Origin of the sequence: Brenneria sp. L4-2C, from assembly GCF_040240335.1 — a bacterium.
Taxonomy (GTDB): domain Bacteria; phylum Pseudomonadota; class Gammaproteobacteria; order Enterobacterales; family Enterobacteriaceae; genus Brenneria.
Map to the genome: position 1 here is coordinate 542,905 of NZ_JBEIAC010000001.1, position 17,966 is coordinate 560,870.

The 17,966-nt window shown below is 50.4% G+C and carries 18 protein-coding genes and 2 pseudogenes; 9 read left to right on the plus strand and 11 right to left on the minus strand.

Annotated features, from left to right (window positions below):
* Positions 1-4: 4 nt before the first annotated feature.
* Positions 5-322, minus strand: a complete 318-nt coding sequence (locus ABRZ26_RS02570) for a hypothetical protein (RefSeq protein ID WP_319602677.1) — start codon at positions 320-322, stop codon at positions 5-7.
* A 193-nt stretch (positions 323-515) separates the two neighbouring features.
* On the opposite strand from ABRZ26_RS02570, the gene ABRZ26_RS02575 reads away from it, so the two are divergent.
* The 4 genes and pseudogenes from ABRZ26_RS02575 to ABRZ26_RS02590 all read left to right on the plus strand — a co-directional run.
* On the plus strand, positions 516-758 hold the full coding sequence (locus ABRZ26_RS02575; protein WP_319602678.1) for a hypothetical protein: 243 nt from the start codon (positions 516-518) through the stop codon (positions 756-758).
* A 32-nt stretch (positions 759-790) separates the two neighbouring features.
* Positions 791-1,168 carry a hypothetical protein gene (locus ABRZ26_RS02580; RefSeq protein ID WP_319602679.1) on the plus strand — a complete coding sequence of 126 codons (378 nt, stop codon included), beginning with the start codon at positions 791-793 and terminating at the stop codon, positions 1,166-1,168.
* A gap of 134 nt (positions 1,169-1,302) precedes the next feature.
* A complete protein-coding gene (locus ABRZ26_RS02585; protein ID WP_319602680.1) occupies positions 1,303-1,584 on the plus strand; it encodes a hypothetical protein in 282 nt (93 codons plus the stop codon).
* Between the two features lie 157 nt (positions 1,585-1,741).
* Positions 1,742-2,155, plus strand: a pseudogene (locus ABRZ26_RS02590) (transposase); the annotation flags it as partial.
* A gap of 80 nt (positions 2,156-2,235) precedes the next feature.
* Here the strand turns inward: ABRZ26_RS02590 and ABRZ26_RS02595 are convergent.
* Together ABRZ26_RS02595 and ABRZ26_RS02600 are read right to left on the minus strand one after the other, a co-directional pair.
* Positions 2,236-2,649 (minus strand): putative T6SS immunity periplasmic lipoprotein, encoded by a 414-nt coding sequence (locus ABRZ26_RS02595; protein ID WP_319602681.1) that lies wholly within the window; start codon positions 2,647-2,649, stop codon positions 2,236-2,238.
* A 191-nt stretch (positions 2,650-2,840) separates the two neighbouring features.
* A complete protein-coding gene (locus ABRZ26_RS02600; protein WP_319602682.1) occupies positions 2,841-3,113 on the minus strand; it encodes a hypothetical protein in 273 nt (90 codons plus the stop codon).
* A 200-nt stretch (positions 3,114-3,313) separates the two neighbouring features.
* Here ABRZ26_RS02600 and ABRZ26_RS02605 point away from each other — a divergent pair.
* Positions 3,314-3,616: pseudogene (locus ABRZ26_RS02605) on the plus strand (tyrosine-type recombinase/integrase); the annotation flags it as partial.
* A 317-nt stretch (positions 3,617-3,933) separates the two neighbouring features.
* Here ABRZ26_RS02605 and ABRZ26_RS02610 read toward each other — a convergent pair.
* Together ABRZ26_RS02610 and ftnA are read right to left on the minus strand one after the other, a co-directional pair.
* The gene (locus tag ABRZ26_RS02610; RefSeq protein WP_319602683.1) at positions 3,934-4,290 is read right to left on the minus strand and encodes a YebY family protein; all 357 of its coding nucleotides are present in this window, start codon (positions 4,288-4,290) and stop codon (positions 3,934-3,936) included.
* 292 nt (positions 4,291-4,582) lie between these two features.
* Positions 4,583-5,098: a non-heme ferritin gene (ftnA, locus tag ABRZ26_RS02615; protein ID WP_319602684.1), complete on the minus strand. Its 516-nt coding sequence runs from the start codon at positions 5,096-5,098 to the stop codon at positions 4,583-4,585.
* A 323-nt stretch (positions 5,099-5,421) separates the two neighbouring features.
* Between ftnA and ABRZ26_RS02620 the strand changes: the two genes are divergently transcribed.
* Positions 5,422-5,652 carry a DNA polymerase III subunit theta gene (locus ABRZ26_RS02620; protein WP_319602685.1) on the plus strand — a complete coding sequence of 77 codons (231 nt, stop codon included), beginning with the start codon at positions 5,422-5,424 and terminating at the stop codon, positions 5,650-5,652.
* Positions 5,653-5,951: 299 nt separating this feature from the next.
* Here the strand turns inward: ABRZ26_RS02620 and ABRZ26_RS02625 are convergent, their stop codons facing one another.
* Positions 5,952-7,988: a S9 family peptidase gene (locus tag ABRZ26_RS02625; protein ID WP_319602686.1), complete on the minus strand. Its 2,037-nt coding sequence runs from the start codon at positions 7,986-7,988 to the stop codon at positions 5,952-5,954.
* A gap of 214 nt (positions 7,989-8,202) precedes the next feature.
* Here ABRZ26_RS02625 and purT point away from each other — a divergent pair, with 214 nt between their 5' ends.
* Positions 8,203-9,381, plus strand: a complete 1,179-nt coding sequence (purT, locus tag ABRZ26_RS02630) for a formate-dependent phosphoribosylglycinamide formyltransferase (RefSeq protein WP_319602687.1) — start codon at positions 8,203-8,205, stop codon at positions 9,379-9,381.
* Positions 9,382-9,450: 69 nt separating this feature from the next.
* Here purT and ABRZ26_RS02635 read toward each other — a convergent pair whose 3' ends face one another.
* Together ABRZ26_RS02635 and zwf are read right to left on the minus strand one after the other, a co-directional pair.
* Positions 9,451-10,092 (minus strand): bifunctional 4-hydroxy-2-oxoglutarate aldolase/2-dehydro-3-deoxy-phosphogluconate aldolase, encoded by a 642-nt coding sequence (locus ABRZ26_RS02635; protein ID WP_319602688.1) that lies wholly within the window; start codon positions 10,090-10,092, stop codon positions 9,451-9,453.
* 160 nt (positions 10,093-10,252) lie between these two features.
* Entirely contained in the window at positions 10,253-11,728 is a 1,476-nt protein-coding gene (zwf, locus tag ABRZ26_RS02640; RefSeq protein ID WP_319602689.1) for a glucose-6-phosphate dehydrogenase, read from the minus strand.
* 367 nt (positions 11,729-12,095) lie between these two features.
* On the opposite strand from zwf, the gene ABRZ26_RS02645 reads away from it, so the two are divergent.
* Together ABRZ26_RS02645 and pyk are read left to right on the plus strand one after the other, a co-directional pair.
* Entirely contained in the window at positions 12,096-12,965 is an 870-nt protein-coding gene (locus tag ABRZ26_RS02645) for a MurR/RpiR family transcriptional regulator (protein ID WP_319602690.1), read from the plus strand.
* A 183-nt stretch (positions 12,966-13,148) separates the two neighbouring features.
* Positions 13,149-14,591 (plus strand): pyruvate kinase, encoded by a 1,443-nt coding sequence (pyk, locus tag ABRZ26_RS02650; RefSeq protein WP_319602691.1) that lies wholly within the window; start codon positions 13,149-13,151, stop codon positions 14,589-14,591.
* Positions 14,592-14,605: 14 nt separating this feature from the next.
* Here pyk and ABRZ26_RS02655 read toward each other — a convergent pair whose 3' ends face one another.
* The 3 genes from ABRZ26_RS02655 to mepM all read right to left on the minus strand — a co-directional run bounded on the left by ABRZ26_RS02655 (position 14,606) and on the right by mepM (position 17,966).
* Positions 14,606-15,274, minus strand: coding sequence for a hypothetical protein (locus ABRZ26_RS02655; RefSeq protein WP_319602692.1), 669 nt, complete (start codon positions 15,272-15,274; stop codon positions 14,606-14,608).
* Between the two features lie 195 nt (positions 15,275-15,469).
* Complete coding sequence (gene lpxM, locus ABRZ26_RS02660; RefSeq protein WP_319602931.1) at positions 15,470-16,441, minus strand: lauroyl-Kdo(2)-lipid IV(A) myristoyltransferase; 972 nt, start codon at positions 16,439-16,441, stop codon at positions 15,470-15,472.
* Between the two features lie 202 nt (positions 16,442-16,643).
* Positions 16,644-17,966, minus strand: coding sequence for a murein DD-endopeptidase MepM (mepM, locus tag ABRZ26_RS02665; RefSeq protein WP_319602693.1), 1,323 nt, complete (start codon positions 17,964-17,966; stop codon positions 16,644-16,646).

Here is a 17,966-nt window from a genome sequence, read left to right on the forward strand (position 1 = left end):
CGTGCTAATCGATAATAGGGTATTTCCCTTTATCGGGTTCCCAACTTCCACCGCTACCATGATAAGTTTCAGCCCCAAGCGAAAATCGTCGTCCACAGCGGTTACAGACGAACTGGTAGGCGACGATATCGCCCCAGCTCATCGTTTTCGCACATTCTTCAAAACTGAATTGATTCCAATCTGGATCAGCTTTTATTTCCGTAATAGTGCCATCTTGCACATTTTGAGCCGCTATGCGGATGGCTTTGCGCAAGTCGTTAGGGGTGCGGATCACATATTTAACGCAGAGGTCGGCGCAGGATTCACAACTCATCGCTTCCATATCTCCATCAGGCAGAACATCAATGTCGGAACATGATACCGATTATTAGGTAAATTTAGGGATTTTTAACCTAAGGCAGAGCGACGAATAGCCGTCCCTTACCTCCCGACCGCCCGGCGCTGTATGATTCACGGAAAAGAAAAAACCTGTTGCGCCACGCATCGGTGCGCGACGATGCTATTCAGCAAATATAATGCTGTCGGTTTACCAACTCCACCGCCGCGGCATCAACGAAAACGAGATCGCCAAAGATACCAGTATTCCTATCGGCGATTTCCGCAAACTGCTGGCGCATAAAACGCAGGCTCAGCGCAAACAGTGGCAACTGGCGCAGCAATTACCGCTGCCGTCAAAGGCGGTGATTCTGGGGGCATCTAGCAAAAGAACAGTGAAAACTTGCTGTAGGATAGATATCCTGACAGTCCAACTATTATGATGATTATTTATCCTTCCTCTTTGGACAAGCGCATGAAAATATTATCTACCATAGTGATTTCATTAATTTCATTTTCCTCAATTAGTCATGCTGCGGTTAATGGGTTAGCTATGACCACAAAAAATGACAAAATTATTTTATCTTTAGACTGTATAAACGCAGTAAATAAAATAGAACCTGAGCCTGGTGTATTGGATAGCGTTCATTTTATGCTGGATAAACCATGCTCAGAACAGCTTTCAGCATTCACAGTAAAAAACGTTGGCAGCACAATGACGATTGAATACAAGGAAGCTCGAGTTTGGTCAGGGTTGATCGTTAGCAAATTGTCTTCAAATTTTTCTATCTCATCTTCCAGTGCAAATCAGATGATCCTGCGACAACTACTTACCGATGCGGAGAAAAAATAGGGGGTAATTGCCGATTATAAAGCTCCCCCCCAATGCTAATCATCCCTAGAGACCAGCAAGAAATTACTCACATCACTCTCTTTAAAGCCGCCTAACAAGCGGCTTTTTCATTACCCAAAATTAAGGAAATAACCATGCAGAACAAAACCGAAAAAATCATTCTGCGCGACTCAGAAGAAGCCGCCAGCATTAAAACAGTGACTGGATGGGTATCAGCCAAAGGTCGCGTCTATGGTGACAACGAAGACTTGGCGCGTTATGACGGTGCCACGCATCAGCGTTGCCCAATAATCCCGAACATCCTATTTCCCGAATTAACGGCTACTGTGATATTTGCCATAAAGAAAGCCGCCGTAAAAATTTGCCGAAATGCCGCGGCAAACATCAGATCGAGAAACGCCATTGATGATATTTGAGACCGATATCTATTTTTTCGAAGAAGGCCAGATTGCAGATTATTGCAGTGAGTTCATCATCAGTCCCGATACGTTGCCGTTGATGATCTGTGAACCTATTATGCCCACTCGCTAGATCCTTACGATGTTTATTGCGATCTCACGCCAGATGATGGAGAAGTACCACAAAGCCTTCATGACCGACCTGAAGCCGGTTTACCGCGCGGTATCGAAAGCGGCGGCGGAAGCCGCGCTGGATGAGCTTGAAGCCCGATGGGGTCAGCAGTATCCGGTGGTTATCCAGGCATTGCGTCGGAAATGGAACAATTTGTCGGCGTACTTCCGCTATCCATCGGATATCCGCAAGGTCATTTATACCACTAATGCCATTGAGTCGGTGCATTGGCAGTTCAGGAAGTTGACGAAAACAAAAGGGCCATTCCCTAACGAAAACAGCCTGTTAAAGCGACTTTATCTGGGGCTGATGAATGCGCAGGCAAAATGGACAATGCCACTCCGGAACTGGAATTTGACATTGTCGCAGTTAGCCATTTATTTTGACAGACGGCTGAATAACGTGATTAAGCTGTAAGGTTTTTACCGTGACACAGAATTCCGAACGCTCTCAATAATACACATTGCCCCTCAATGCGGGGCAACTCATAACATCAGTTACTTATCTTCCTGCGATTTCAATTCTTCCAGTGTAAAATTTCTTACCCATATACGCTTTGTATCAACATCACGAGAAGAATAGGCAGTAACTAAACTAACGCTGTACTCTTTATTCGCTTCAAAGTGATAGGGTACAGGAACACATTGCAGTGGTAATACCGTGTAAGTTGGATTTTCCATGTCATCCCTTTCCCATACAGAATGCATTTTCCCATCAGATAGACGTTCTGAAATGCCAATTTGGAGTAGTTTAGAATGACCACTGTTCGTAACAGATTCATCCTCAGCGGCAATGCACGGCTGGCTATTTTTTAATGTAACCAATGCAAGACGAAAAGAGTTGTGATGACCGTATCCGCATCCAGATAACATGATGATAATCAGACCTAAAGAAAATATTTTTAGTTCCATAAACACTTCCTGTCGCGTGGTGATATAAGAAAATATTTAAACGTGTTTTGGTATTTTTATATTAAGTTAGGGCCAACAATCCCTCTGAAATCAGTAACAGCAGACCATTCATTAACACCAAAAATCACCAACGGAAAATAACCAGCAATAATACAGGCTTGTTGTTCCATATTAAAATTTGCCAATAATTTTTAGTCTGGTAATGAATAATTGTAATTGGTCGCCCAACTCATTACGCCGCGTGCTCTCACATTTAAACCCATCTGATATTGCCAGACATGGCCCCTTTCATGAATGAACCAATTATGTATATCAGGCCTTTCTTGGGAGAACATTCCAAAAGGAAAATACTCGCCGTTATAAACCTTAATCATCCCGTAATTAATAGCATCCTTGAAAACTGTGCGAGCTATCCTGAGTTCACCCGCCGTAAAACTGCGGAAACCCTCTTCTTTTGTCGCCATTATTGCTCCCCATTATCATTCCTTAACAATATGCGGCCACGGTGTGTTCTACCGCTTGTTGTTTTAGGTGTCAACAAACACACTTCAATTGCCGCAAAATTTCCCCGGCGGCATCCTTTCCCGCATGAACACACATGCATCCTCTCCGAAATTATGCGCCTATTGCGCAATCTGATCCGAGTCGGCGTCGTTACCCACGGATAGAACAGTGCCGGATAGCCAGCAAGGGTGATTACTTGATTAGCACCGGCGTCAGAAAAAATAGCCCTGACGGCATCATGAATCCGGACAGTCTGACCAAGGAATTTGTCAAAGCAAGAACGGCCACAGGGATCATGTTTGATGATAATCCCCCAACTTTTCATGAGATAAGAAGCCTTGCTGGCCGGCTCTACGAAAAGGAACGAGGAAAAGAGTTTGCTCAGAAGTTACTCGGTCACAAATCAGCCAAAATGACAGAAAAATACCTGGATACAAGAGGGAAAGAATACACTTATCTGTAAAAGACCGAATATCGATTTTCGGGGGAATTTCGGGATTTTTCGAGATCTTAAAAATAAAACAATTAAATATCAATAACTTAAAAAAAGACCGAATACGATTCCTGTATCCGGTCTAGGGAAACGGCTCTTGGGAGAGAGCCTTGCGCTAAAAGTTGGCATTTTTACAAGCTGAACTAGCCTTGTCACCTAAGCGTAGCCAACTCCCTCGCATTTTCCAGTTTTCCATCTGTGGTAATGATTACATTTGGAACAAGTATCACACTAACAATTAACCTTAAACAACCGAACCATTAACATTGAAATAAAAATCAATGACTTTAAGGCTGGCTGCCGGGATCACAAAGTTGCTCGGCGCGTTCAACAAAAGGTTGCAAACTTTTCTTATGTCCCGGGTTAGCAGGGTCATCCAACCAGATGGCGTCTATCGGCTGGGCGTTTACCAGCCCGGCTTTCATCTGTGCGGTTGCGACGTCGTTGAGCGGATATTGCATCAGCGTACCGGTATGCAAGGCATACAACGCTTTTCCCGGCCGACAAATCAGCTGCACCTCTTCCCGCGTGAAGGCCCATTTATCGCCATACTGTAACCGGCTGATATTCGCCAGTTTTGCTACAGCAAACGCATTCACCGATACGAAAACGAGAATAAGAGACAGCATTAGTTTCTTCATCATGATGTTCCTGAGCATGATTATTTAGACGCCTGCGCCTGTTGTTGCTGAACTTCAAAAGGCAGGCCTGATACCATATAAAACAGAAGGTTACTAAATATGTACTGTCAGCGATCATAACGATAGTGATCGTTGAAGTCGAGCGGCAAAACTCTCGGCAAGGCGGATTATTTAAGGCTATGCGAATAAAGCGGTGGTAATAGAGGAATTCGTTCAAACCGCGGCAAATCTGCTCCAGACTTGCCGCGGTTTGACAGTTATCGGGGTGATATCGTTAGCCTGACGACGGAAAAACTCAGGCTGATTCGCTACCAGCAACGTTGGTCGACATCTTTTTCAGATCTTGATCGATAAAGAACAGGCCGCCTTCGCTGGTATTAACCAGAGCCAGCTTATCCAGGATAGATCTGAACAATTTTTCTTCTTCATGCTGTTCCGATACATACCATTGCAGGAAATTGAAGGTTGAATAGTCCTGTAACGTTATTGCCGCATGAGCCAGTTCATTAATTTTCGCCGTGATCAGCTGCTCATGCTCATACGTCAGTTTGAATACGTCAGCCAGCGATGCGAAATCCACCGGCGGCGCAGGAATAGCGCCCAAAATTGGCAGGCTTCCGGTATCGTCCAGATAGTTGAACAGGCGTTGCATATGCTCCATTTCTTCCTGAGAGTGTACTTTCAGAAAGGCGGATGCGCCTTCATAACCTTTATCGCCGCACCAGGCGCTCATCTGTAGGTATAAATTGGCGGAATAAAACTCCAGATTAAGCTGTTCGTTTAGTTTTTGAATCATTTCTTTTTTTAACATAGCTATTCCTTATTTTATTGGCAGGTAAATATGTTGCGGCTCATTATGCCTGAATATGAAAAATAAAAACATCTGATTAACTAAATTAACAATAAATATTTTTATATTTAAAATCATACAGTTAATATTTAGTTATTGATATTGATTTTTATTTCCAATAAATATTTCGCTATTATTATTGATAATCATTTTTATTATCAATCATGCATATTAAATATCTATTTATCTTATTTTTTATTATTCGGTGACATTACAGAGACTTGCCATTTTTCAGACTCTGCTTTACCTTGACGCACAAAGCATCTTGGCAGGAGAACTTTCCCATGGGATATAATTTGGCCGATCTTTCCAAAGAAGAGATGGACAAAGTCAATGTGGACCTGGCGGCGTCAGGCGTCGCCTTCAAAGAACGGTATAACATGCCCGTGATCCCGGAGATGGTGGAGAAGGAACAACCGGATCAGCTGCGTGGTTATTTCCGTGAACGCGTGGCATTTTACCGCCAGCTCTCTTTGCAATTTTCGCGCCTGCCCTACGAGCCGAAACCTAAATGACATCAGTTGGTTACCCGGCTGGCGACACATTTTGATATTAATAAAAAAGACGTTTCCCCTTGCATATCGGACAAAACAGGCGGTTAATGTATTGGCAAACCAACCTTTTACCAAGCGAGGTCAGAAATGAGTAAAGGAATGGACAGCAAAAAGAACAGCAAAAAGAAACCCCTGAAAACCGCAGCGGAAAAACGCGCGGAAAAAAAGGCTAAGAAAGCACAGCCACAGGCGGATGCCATTCATTAAAGTCAACAATGCTGATCGGTAAACCCGCAATCAGCGGGTTTACTCTCAAGAACTTAATCTTTTTCAAGCACCATCAGCAAGAATGCATATTCCAGCGCAATATCCTCGTAATGTTTAAAGCGTCCTGATTTCCCGCCGTGTCCGGCATCCATATCGGTATAGAGCAATAACAGGCGATCGTCGGTCTTCATTTCACGCAGTTTGGCCACCCACTTCGCCGGCTCCCAATACTGAACCTGCGAGTCATGTAATCCGGTGGTAACCAGCATGTGCGGATAATCCTGCGCCTTTACCCCATCGTACGGGCTGTATTGCTTGATATAGTCATAGTACGCGCGGTCGTTAGGATTGCCCCACTCGTCATATTCTCCGGTGGTTAAGGGAATGGACTCATCCAGCATCGTGGTCAGAACATCCACAAACGGCACCTGGGCGACCACGCCTTTGAATAAATCCGGCGCAAAATTGACGACCGCGCCCATCAGCAACCCGCCGGCGCTGCCGCCCATGGCAAACATTTGCCGCCGCTCTCCGTAGCCTTTTTCAACCAGCGCTTCCGAAACATCAATGAAGTCGGTGAACGAATGCATTTTATTCAGCAATCGTCCGTCGTCGTACCACTGCTGTCCCAGCTCGCCGCCGCCGCGAATATGCGTCAGCGCAAAGACAAAGCCTCTATCCAGCAGACTTAAGCGACTCACGCTAAAATCCGGATCCATGCTGCTGCCGTAGGCGCCATAGCCGTATATCAGGATAGGATTCCGACCCGGCTTGAAATGTTCGCGGTGATACACCAGGGAAACCGGAACCTCAACGCCATCCCGGGCGGTAATCCACAACCGTTCGCTGCAATAATTATCCGCGCTGAAATTCTTCACCTCAGCCTGCTTGAGTAGCTGTTGCCGGCCGGTGTCCATATTCAGTTCGTAAAGCGAACTTGGCGTGGTCATCGAAGCATAGCCATAACGCAACAGGGCGGTTTCCGGCGTCGGGTTATAGGATAACCAGGTGACATAGCTGGCATCATTGAAGGAAATCTTTTTTTCTTCCTGCGTCTGCCAGTGGATTTGCCTCAGGCTGGTTAACCCGCGCTCCCGCTCTTCCACCACCAGCCAGTCACGAAACAGCTCAAAACTTTCCAGCACGCGATGTGCCTGCGGCGCAATCAGCGTTTCAAGGCTGCCTTCGCCCACGTCTTGCGTGCGGTACAGGCCAAAGTTTTTCCCTTCCCGGTTGGAGCGCAGATAAAACGCGTCCCGATAGTGGTCTACGCCATACTCATGATCTTTACGCCGGTCGATGAATACCTGCGGCGCCGCATCGCACTGCGCCGCATCAATCAGCAGCACTTCCGTACTGGTGGTGCTGCTGAGATAAATCGTGATATAGCGTTCCGAAGTCGTCTTGCCCAGGCCGACATAGTAGGTATCATCCTTTTCTTCATAAACCAGCTCATCGCCTGCCGGATCGCTGCCCAGCCGATGGCGATAAACCTGGTAGGGCAGCAATGTTTGCGGGTGTTTGCGCACGTAGTAGAGAACGCGGGAATCGGCCGACCATTCCGCCCCGGAAGAGACTTTCTCAATAACGTCGGGCAACCATTCGCCGCTTTTCAGATCGCGAAAGCGAATGTCATACTGCCGACGAGAGAGAAAATCTTCCGATAACGCTAAAATCTGATTGTCAGGGCTGACTTCCAATAGCCCCAGGCTATAGAACTCATGATTTTCCGCCCGCTGATTTGCATCCAGCAGCGTTTCCCATTCATCCGTCGCCTGCTCGGGCTGACGCCGGTAAATAGGGTATTCCTTCCCCGGTTCATAGCGACTCTGATAGCGGTAGCCATTTCTGACATAGGGAACCGACATATCCTCCGACGGTATTCGGGCGACCATTTCCTGATAGAGTGATTGTTTCAGTTCTTCCTGCGGCGCCATCACCGCACCGCTATAGTCATTCTCCTGCTGAAGATAGGCCAATATATCGGGATCGGTCCTTTCGTCGTCGCGCAGCCAGTAGTAGTTATCAATGCGTGTGTCGTTATGGATAGTCAACGGATGCGGTCTTTTTGCTGCTTGCGGTGCGATCATAGTGGTCCTTCTGCTGTTAAGTAACGCCGGTGGTTCAGGGATAAAACCTTCTGAAATCAAGAGTGGCACGATTACCCGGCGATGCCAAGCCGAGAGGAATGATTGCCGTTGCGTATCTGCGACGGCGTGATGCGTCGCCGTCGCCTCGGATGCGTACGCAAACGTTTTCGTTTATACTGCGCCCATTTTTCACAATCAGATCAGGTATAGCACTATGTTAACGATTGGAACCGCCCTGCGTACTGATGCCACGCGCGTGATGCTGCTGGGCTCCGGCGAGTTAGGCAAAGAAGTGGCGATCGAGTGCCAGCGGTTAGGTCTGGAGGTTATCGCGGTCGATCGCTATGCCGATGCGCCGGCCATGCAGGTCGCGCATCGAAGCCATGTCATTAACATGCTGGACGGTGAAGCGCTGAAGGCATTGGTTGAAGCTGAACGCCCTGACTATATCGTGCCTGAAATTGAGGCGCTGGCCACCGATATGTTGGTAAAGCTTGAACAGCAAGGACACCGCGTCGTACCCTGCGCGCAGGCGACCCTGCTGACAATGAATCGCGAAGGTATTCGCCGCCTGGCCGCCGAAACTCTGGGCGTTCCCACCTCCCGCTACCGCTTTGCCGATAGCGAAGCGAACTTTCGCCAGGCCGTGGCGGAAATCGGTTATCCCTGCATCGTGAAACCGGTGATGAGTTCATCCGGCAAAGGGCAAAGTCTGATCCGGGAAGCCCGGCAGTTGGATAAAGCCTGGCAATATGCTCAGCAAGGCGGGCGTGCCGGCGGTGGACGGGTTATCGTTGAAGGTCTGGTTAATTTCGATTTTGAAATCACCCTGCTGACCATCCAGGCGGTGGATGGCATCCACTTCTGCGCCCCGATCGGCCACCGCCAGGAAGATGGCGATTACCGCGAGTCATGGCAACCGCAGCAAATGAGCGAATTGGCGCAGACGCGGGCGCGGAAAATAGCGGGCGACGTGGTTAAGGCGCTCGGCGGCTACGGGTTATTCGGCGTTGAATTGTTCGTCTGCGGCGACGAAGTGATTTTCAGCGAAGTTTCCCCGCGCCCGCATGATACCGGCATGGTGACGATGATCTCTCAGGATCTGTCAGAATTCGCGCTGCATGTGCGCGCATTCCTCGGGCTGCCGATCGGCGCCATTCGTCAGTACGGCGCCGCCGCCTCTGCGGTGATCCTGCCCGAACTGGAAAGCCGGAATGTTCGCTATCAGGGGTTAGAGAACGCGCTGCATCCCTATACGCAGATCCGTCTGTTCGGCAAGCCCGAAATCAGCGGTAAACGCCGTATGGGCGTTGCGCTGGCCAGCGCGCCGACCGCAGACGAAGCCGTGGCGTTAGCGAAAAAAGCCGCGTCCGCCGTGAAGGTCAGTGGTTAAGTTTTACTGAGAGGGTCAAAAGCCCCCCATAGGACATGGGTGGCTTGCATCAAACGAGGAAGGACTGCCTTATGCTTGCGCGCCGGCTACCGCTTCACGCGCCAGCTCAGTAATGCGCGCATAATCGCCGCTTTCCAGCGCATCGTTCGGCACCAGCCAGGAACCCCCGACGCACAGAACGCTTTTCAGCGCCAGGTAATCACGGTAATTTTTCGGTGAAATGCCGCCAGTCGGGCAGAAACGAATCTGTGCGAACGGACCGGCAATCGCCTGCAATGCTTTCACGCCACCGTTGGCTTCCGCCGGGAAGAACTTAAACTCGCGCAAACCATAATCCATACCCAGCATCAGCTCGGATACGGTGCTGATCCCCGGAATTAACGGGATGCTGCCGGCCGTCGCCGCTTTCAGCAAAGGCTCGGTCAATCCCGGACTGATAGCGAACTGCGCGCCCGCTTCGGTCACCTCGGCCAGTTGCTGAGGATTGGTTACCGTACCCGCGCCGACAATCGCTTCCGGCACTTCCTTGGCGATGGCGCGAATAGCCTCTACCGCGCAATCGGTGCGCAGCGTCAGCTCCAGAACGCGAACGCCGCCTGCGACCAGGGCTTTTGCCATCGGCACCGCATGTTCCAGTTTGTTGACCACAATAACAGGAACGACGGGGCCCGCCGTCAGAATTTGTTCCGCGCTCGTTTGCCAGTTTTTCATCAAAAATTATCTCCAGTCATGCCATTCGGCGATCATTAATCATATAGCGCGCCCCTGCCACAGGGATCTGCATCAGTTGCAGACGTCCGACCGCACCGTTAGCCATACATTTAACTGCAATTACTGAAATGAGCGATCGCTTGCGTCAATCACTCAAAGACTACTCAAATTCGTTCCAGGAACGGCCGTCGCGGGTAATCATCGCAACCGAGGCCACCGGCCCCCAGGTACCAGCCTGATAAGGTTTCGGCGCATCGTTGTCCATGGACCAGGCATCCATAATCGAATCCACCCACTTCCAGGCTTCCTCGACCTCATCGCGACGAACAAACAGAGCCTGAATTCCGCGCATGGTTTCCAGCAACAGACGTTCATAGGCATCTGCCAAGTGTTGTTGGTTGAATGTCTCCGAGAAGCTCAAATCCAGCTTCACCGTTTGCAGACGGTGTTTATGCTCCAGCCCGGGGATTTTATTCAGGATCTGGATTTCGATCCCTTCATCCGGCTGTAAACGAATAATCAGCTTATTCTGCGGTAGTTGCTGATAGGAATCGCTGAATAGATTCAAGGCAGGATTTTTAAAATAGACCACGACTTCCGAGCATTTCGTCGGCAGGCGCTTGCCGGTACGCAGATAAAAAGGTACGCCCGACCAGCGCCAGTCGTCGATATCAACCCGAATGGCGACGAACGTCTCGGTATCGCTGGTCTTATTGGCGCCCTCTTCTTCCAGGTAGCCGGGAACTTTGTGTCCCTGAACAAAGCCGGACGTATACTGACCCCGAACCGTTGTTTCATGCACGTTGCTGCGATCGATGCGGCGTAATGAACGCAACACTTTCACTTTTTCATCACGAATACGGTCGGTGGTCAGATCGGAAGGCGGCGACATGGCAATCATGGTCAGAATCTGCAACAGGTGATTCTGGATCATATCGCGCATCTGGCCCGCTTTATCAAAATAGCCCCAGCGGCCTTCAATCCCGACTTCTTCCGCAACCGTGATTTGCACGTGATCTATCGTGCGGTTATCCCAGTTGGCGGAAAACAATGAGTTGGCGAAACGCAGCGCCAGCAGGTTCAGCACCGTCTCTTTACCCAGATAGTGGTCGATACGGTAAACCTGACTCTCATCGAAAAATTCGGCGACCTGATCGTTAATGACGCGAGAAGAAGCCAGATCCGTTCCCAGCGGTTTTTCCATCACCACGCGAGACGGCGCTTTGTTTAGCCCAGCGGTACCCAGCCCACGGCAAATCGCGCCAAAGGTGCTGGGCGGCATGGCGAAATAGTTGATCGTGGTACGACGTTCCTGGTCGAGCAAGTTGCCCAACTTGCCAAAACTTTGCGTATCGTCGACATCAAGCTTGCAGAATTCCAACCGGTTGCTTAACGTGTCCCACAACGTTTCATCAATCGGCTCTTTCATAAAAGTATCCAGCGCCTCACGGATTACACGGGTATATTCCGCTTTATCCCAATCAGCTCGTCCTACGCCGATGATCCGCGTGTCCGGATGAATATGACCTGCTTTTTCCAACTGATACAGTGAAGGCAGCAATTTACGGCGCGCCAAATCGCCCTTCGCACCGAAAATAACCAGGTCGCATGCCTGGGCTGTTGAAGTTACCGCCATGTTTATCTCCTCGTTGCGGGATTCTGTAATTTTATTACAGACGTAATGTACTCTTTTTGACGCCAGCCAGTAAACCCATAGGAAAACGTAAAATTCTCTTGATCTCATACGGAAATAAACGAAAAAGCTGGCTTGTTACAAGCACTAAGGCGCATGATGCATGGACCTGAAAGCGAAAATCCTCATCGTTTCTGACAGCGGATTACTTTTCTGAAAGTTAGACACATGTCATGTTCTGGCAAAAAAAGCGCGCAACATCACATTTTTCCCGCTGCCAACCGCCACCAGGTCGTAGTATATTTTCACGAAATCCATATCGGGTGCGCCTTTGGTTGTAATCGGGAAAAACTTACATGGCCCTTTTCATATGAATATGCTGGACAAAATTCAAAGTCACCTGGAACTGCTGAGCAAGTCGGAAAGAAAAGTTGCCGAAGTTATTCTGAGCGCGCCGCAAACGGCAATTCATTCAAGTATAGCGACCCTGGCTAAAATGGCCGCGGTCAGCGAACCCACCGTAAACCGCTTCTGTCGACGTCTGGAAACCAAAGGTTTCCCAGATTTTAAACTGCATCTGGCGCAAAGCCTGGCGAACGGCACGCCTTATGTGAATCGTAACGTAGAAGAAGATGATAGCGTCGACGCTTATACCAGCAAAATCTTTGAATCCACGATGGCGGGGCTGGAGCATGTGAAATCCCGCCTCGATATTGCCGCCGTTAACCGGGCTGTGGATTTGCTGACGCAAGCGAAAAAAATTTCGTTCTTCGGCTTTGGCGCATCAGCGGCCGTAGCCCATGATGCCATGAACAAGTTTTTTCGCTTCAATATCCCCGTGGTTTATTTCGACGACATCGTCATGCAACGCATGAGTTGCATGAATTCCGCCGAAGGGGACGTCGTCGTGCTTATCTCTCACACCGGCAGAACGAAAAGCCTGGTTGAAATGGCTCGTCTGGCGCGTGAGAATGATGCGACAGTGATCGCGATCACATCCGAAGGTACGCCCCTCGCTCGCGAGTCCTCGTTGGTACTGCGCGTCGACGTGCCGGAAGATACGGATGTTTATATGCCGATGGTATCCCGTATAGCCCAACTCACGCTGATTGACGTACTGGCTACCGGTTTCACATTGCGTCGCGGCGCAAAATTCAGAGATAACTTGAAGCGAGTCAAGGAAGCATTGCGAGAATCGCGTTTTGATAAAGAAGAACCCTTTATTAACACCTTCAATTAGTTTGTTAATCGTGGTTCATGTTTAAACGGTCACGACTATTTGCCATAGCAACATAACAAGACACCAGGTTCAATACGGAATTCGGGTAACTCAGATGAAATAGTTTTGTTGTAAAGTTACATTTCGCACCGTTACCTGACATTAATCGAAACACTACTGCTTCACAAGTCAACGGAGTTATACATGTCCAGACGGCTCAGAAGAACCAAAATCGTCACTACCCTGGGACCAGCTACCGATCGCGATAATAATCTGGAAAAGATTATTGCCGCCGGCGCGAACGTAGTACGCCTGAATTTTTCTCATGGCACAGCAGAAGATCATCAACTACGCGCCAATAAAGTTCGTGAAATTGCCGCCAAATTAGGCCGCCATGTTGCTATTCTTGGGGATTTACAGGGTCCAAAAATTCGAGTTTCTACCTTCAAGGAAGGTAAAATTTTTCTGAATATCGGCGATAAGTTTCTGCTGGATGCGAATCTGCCCAAGGGCGAAGGCGATAAAGAAAAAGTCGGCATTGATTACAAAGGCCTCCCTGCCGACGTTGTCGCCGGCGATATTCTGTTGCTGGATGACGGCCGCGTACAGTTAAAAGTCCTGCAAGTTGAAGGCATGAAGGTTTACACCGAAGTCACGGTTGGCGGCCCGTTGTCCAACAACAAAGGGATCAACAAACTCGGCGGTGGTCTTTCTGCGCAAGCGCTGACGGAAAAAGATAAAGCAGACATTATTACCGCCGCAAAAATCGGCGTGGATTATCTGGCGGTATCCTTCCCTCGCACCGGCGAAGATCTGAATTACGCCCGCCGTCTGGCGCGCGATGCGGGCTGTCACGCAAAAATCGTATCCAAAGTGGAACGCGCCGAAGCGGTCGCTTCCGATGAAGCCATGGACGACATCATTCTCGCGTCCGACGTCGTCATGGTTGCCCGCGGTGATTTGGGCGTTGAAATTGGCGATCCCGAGCTGGTTGGGATCCAGAAAAAACTGATCCGGCGCGCCCGTAAGCTCAACCGGGCGGTGATCACGGCAACGCAGATGATGGAATCCATGATCACGAATCCGATGCCGACGCGCGCAGAGGTGATGGACGTGGCCAACGCCGTACTGGACGGCACCGATGCCGTGATGCTGTCCGCAGAAACCGCCGCCGGGCAGTATCCGGCCGAAACAGTGGCGGCGATGGCGAAAGTGTGTCTTGGCGCGGAGAAAATTCCAAGCATCAACGTGTCCAAACACCGTCTTGACGTGCAGTTCGATAACATTGAAGAATCAATTGCGATGTCGTCGATGTATGCCGCCAACCACCTGAAAGGGGTAACGGCGCTGATCGCCATGACGGAATCAGGACGCACCGCGCTGATGATGTCCCGCATCAGTTCCGGCTTGCCTATTTTCGCCATGTCGCGTCATGAGCACACGCTGAATCTGACGGCGCTTTATCGTGGCGTCACGCCGGTACATTTTGACAGCTATACCGATGGCGTCGCCGCCGCTAATGACGCGGTCATCCGGCTGCGTGATAAAGGATTTCTGATGTCGGGCGATCTGGTTATCGTGACTCAGGGCGATGTGATGGGAACCGTGGGAACCACCAACACCACGCGTATCCTGCGGGTGGAATAACCGGCGGTCCGTACTTACTGCCGCGGTTTGCTGCGACATGGAAAAAGCCGGACGATAAGCAACGCGTCCGGCTTGAGGTTGATGACAAATCTTTCCAAACCCGTCATTCCCGCGACGGCGGGAATCAGCCAATGGCGATTTACGGTTTCAGCAGGCGATTCCCGCCTACTAACGCGGGAATGACTGGGCGTAGCGGAGGATGACAATGCCGTATTATAGGCTTTATCAACAGTCTGAGGCCGGACGATAAACAACGCGTCCGGCTTGAGGTTGATGACAAACCTTTCCAAACTCGTCATTCCCGCGCCGGCGGGAATCAGCCAATGGCGATTTACGGTTTCAGCAGGCGATTCCCGCCTACTAACGCGGGAATGACTGGCCGTAGCGGAGGATGACAATGCCGTATTATAGGCTTTATCAACAGTCTGAGGCCGGACGATAAGCAACGCGTCCGGCTTGGGGTTGATGACAAACCTTTCCAAACCCGTCATTCCCGCGCCGGCGGGAATCAGCCAATGGCGATTTACGGTTTCAGCAGGAGATTCCCGCCTACTAACGCGGGAATGACTGGGCGTAGCGGAGGATGACAATGTCGTATTATAGGCTTTATCAACAGTCTGAGGCCGGACGATAAACAACGCGTCCGGCTTGGGGTTGATGACAAACCTTTCCAAACCCGTCATTCCCGCACCGGCGGGAATCAGCCAATGGCGATTTACGGTTTCAGCAGGCGATTCCCGCCTACTAACGCGGGAATGACTGGGCGTAGCGGAGGATGACAATGTCGTATTATAGGCTTTATCAACAGTCTGAGGCCGGACGATAAGCAACGCGTCCGGCTTTTTTATGGCGGGCCGCCGCAAGCGGCGTTAACAAAGTCAGTTGCGGTAAAGATCGTCCCGGCAATAGGGCTCAATTTCGCCTGGCTTACGGGTTTTCAATAGCTTCAGGATCCAGGTGTATTGCTCCGGATTCGGTCTGACCAGGACTTCAACTTCCTCATTCATACGGCGCGCGATGTATTTGTCGTCAGCATCGGTCAAATCATCCATCGGCGGGCGGATGAACACGTCAAGACAGCAGTCCTTCGCGTTATACACCGGAAACAGCGGAACAATATCGGCGCGACAGACCTTCATCAGGCGGCCGATGGCCGGCAACGTCGCTTTATAGGTGGCGAAAAAATCGACGAATTCGCTATGCTCCGCCCCATGGTCCTGATCGGGAAGATAATATCCCCAGCACCCCTGGCGTACCGAGCTGATAAAGGGTTTAATGCCGTCATTGCGCGCGTGTATACGCCCGCCGAAACGGCGGCGTAGCGTATTCCACCAGAAATCCACCAGTTCATTTTTCTGGTTGTGGAACATCGCAGCCATGCGCTGCCCGCGCGAGGTCATCAGCATAGCGGGAATATCGACGGCCCAGCCATGCGGCACCAGAAAGATCACATTCCGATCCCGCTCTTTTAATTTATTCAGGATCGCTTCGCCATGCCAGCGGACGTGCTTCTCAACCTTTTTCGGGTCTCGGATGCCCACATCCACCATCATCACCATCGCCTGCGGCGCCGTGGCGAACATGTTATCGATAATGGCTTCACGCTGCGTCTCGGTTAACTCCGGCATGCAATACAGCAGGTTAATCCGCGCGCGCCGACGGGCGCCCTTGGCAAACCGGCCGACCAGACGCCCTAATCCGCCCAGAACCGGGTTTCTCAAACGAGCGGGGATATACGCGGCAACGGCTATCGCCCCGATGCCCAGCCAGGTTCCCCAATATCGCGGGTAATAAAAGGCTCGCTGGAACTGAGGAATAAACTCAGCGCTCGTTTTTTTCTCTTTTTCCATCATCAACTCTTCAAATAAACCGACAACAAAAACATCAAGAACCGATACCAATAAATTTATAGCGGGCTGGCTTGCCCGCCTGCGAGCAAGGCCCGAAAAAAAACCGCTATTGAGATTAACACACCCGCAACGTGAAAAAATGAAAGGGATATAAATGAAAACGCCGGCAGCAAGCTGCCGGCTGAAAATGCGCCATCAGACACTAATCAAACTGAAGCTGCGGCACAACTTCTTTCACCTGCGCCAGGTAATCACGACGTTCCTTGCCGCTCAGACCTTCGGAACGCGGCAACTGCGCCGTCAATGGATTAACCGCCTGCTGGTTTATCCAAAACTCATAGTGCAGGTGCGGGCCGGTGGAGCGCCCGGTATTGCCGGACAACCCAATGCGATCGCCGCGTTTAACTTTTTGCCCCGGCTTCACCAGTATGCGATTCAAGTGCATATAACGCGTGGTGTACTGTCTACCATGTCGTATCGCGACATAGTTGCCCGCCGCGCCGCTGCGCTTGGCGATAAGCACTTCCCCATCGCCGACGGCCAGCACAGGCGAACCGACCGGCATGGCGAAATCGACGCCTTTATGCGGCGCCACGCGGCCGGTGACGGGGTTAATACGCCGTGGATTAAAATTCGAAGAAATGCGGAACTGCTTGATGGTGGGGAAGCGCATAAACCCGCGTGTTAAACCAGAACCTTCCCGATCGTAGAATTTGCCGTCTTCAGCCCGGATAGCAAAGTAATCCTTTCCGCCGGTATTCAGGCGCACACCCAGCAATTCACTCTGCTCGCTGCGGCCATCCAGTATCTCGCGCGACATCAATACCGCGAAGGTGTCGTCTTTACGCAGCTTGCGAAAATCCAGTTGCCATTGCAGCGCCTTGATCACCGCGCTGATTTCACTGTGCGTCAAACCGGCGTTTTTGGCGCTGTTGACGAAACTGCCGTTTAATCGTCCGGTAAGTACGCTGTTGCGCCATTCCCCTTTCAGGGTTTCGATCCGCTCTTTGAAATCCGCCCCGATACGTTCATAAACCCGGGTTTCACGGCGGGACATTTGCCAGGTCAGACTCTGTAAATCGCCGTTATCGCCGAGCACCCAGGATATCTGCTGACCGATTTTAAGATTACGCAGCGCCGGATTTCCCTCGGCGAGCCGGGTAACGTCCGCAATATCGATGCCGTACTGGGTTAGAATGCTGCTTAGCGTATCGCCGGTTGAAACCACATACTCATGCACCGCGCCTTCTTCGTCGGTCTTGTCATCCAGTTCATCCTGGGGAATATCGTCGTCAGGCGTAGGTTGGTCGATGGGTTCGCTGGCTTCCGGCGTCAGCGTGCGCAATTGGTTGGCTTCCAGCGCGACATCTTTCACAATCACCGGGGCATCGTTAACGGGGGGATAAACAAAAGGCCGCCAAACAGCAACGGCCAATGTAATAACGGTAAGCGACCCCAGCATTACGCGGTGGGGTCTTGGTAGGCTGTTATACGCCAGAGCGATAGTTCGGACTATCTGCTGCAC

Coding starts and splice junctions, on each gene's coding strand:
- ABRZ26_RS02570 (WP_319602677.1), bottom strand. CDS start 322: ATGGAAGCGATGAGTTGTGAATCCTGCGCCGACCTCTGCGTTAAATAT.
- ABRZ26_RS02575 (WP_319602678.1), top strand. CDS start 516: ATGCTGTCGGTTTACCAACTCCACCGCCGCGGCATCAACGAAAACGAG.
- ABRZ26_RS02580 (WP_319602679.1), top strand. CDS start 791: ATGAAAATATTATCTACCATAGTGATTTCATTAATTTCATTTTCCTCA.
- ABRZ26_RS02585 (WP_319602680.1), top strand. CDS start 1,303: ATGCAGAACAAAACCGAAAAAATCATTCTGCGCGACTCAGAAGAAGCC.
- ABRZ26_RS02595 (WP_319602681.1), bottom strand. CDS start 2,649: ATGGAACTAAAAATATTTTCTTTAGGTCTGATTATCATCATGTTATCT.
- ABRZ26_RS02600 (WP_319602682.1), bottom strand. CDS start 3,113: ATGGCGACAAAAGAAGAGGGTTTCCGCAGTTTTACGGCGGGTGAACTC.
- ABRZ26_RS02610 (WP_319602683.1), bottom strand. CDS start 4,290: ATGATGAAGAAACTAATGCTGTCTCTTATTCTCGTTTTCGTATCGGTG.
- ftnA (WP_319602684.1), bottom strand. CDS start 5,098: ATGTTAAAAAAAGAAATGATTCAAAAACTAAACGAACAGCTTAATCTG.
- ABRZ26_RS02620 (WP_319602685.1), top strand. CDS start 5,422: ATGGGATATAATTTGGCCGATCTTTCCAAAGAAGAGATGGACAAAGTC.
- ABRZ26_RS02625 (WP_319602686.1), bottom strand. CDS start 7,988: ATGATCGCACCGCAAGCAGCAAAAAGACCGCATCCGTTGACTATCCAT.
- purT (WP_319602687.1), top strand. CDS start 8,203: ATGTTAACGATTGGAACCGCCCTGCGTACTGATGCCACGCGCGTGATG.
- ABRZ26_RS02635 (WP_319602688.1), bottom strand. CDS start 10,092: ATGAAAAACTGGCAAACGAGCGCGGAACAAATTCTGACGGCGGGCCCC.
- zwf (WP_319602689.1), bottom strand. CDS start 11,728: ATGGCGGTAACTTCAACAGCCCAGGCATGCGACCTGGTTATTTTCGGT.
- ABRZ26_RS02645 (WP_319602690.1), top strand. CDS start 12,096: ATGAATATGCTGGACAAAATTCAAAGTCACCTGGAACTGCTGAGCAAG.
- pyk (WP_319602691.1), top strand. CDS start 13,149: ATGTCCAGACGGCTCAGAAGAACCAAAATCGTCACTACCCTGGGACCA.
- ABRZ26_RS02655 (WP_319602692.1), bottom strand. CDS start 15,274: ATGACGGGTTTGGAAAGGTTTGTCATCAACCCCAAGCCGGACGCGTTG.
- lpxM (WP_319602931.1), bottom strand. CDS start 16,441: ATGGAAAAAGAGAAAAAAACGAGCGCTGAGTTTATTCCTCAGTTCCAG.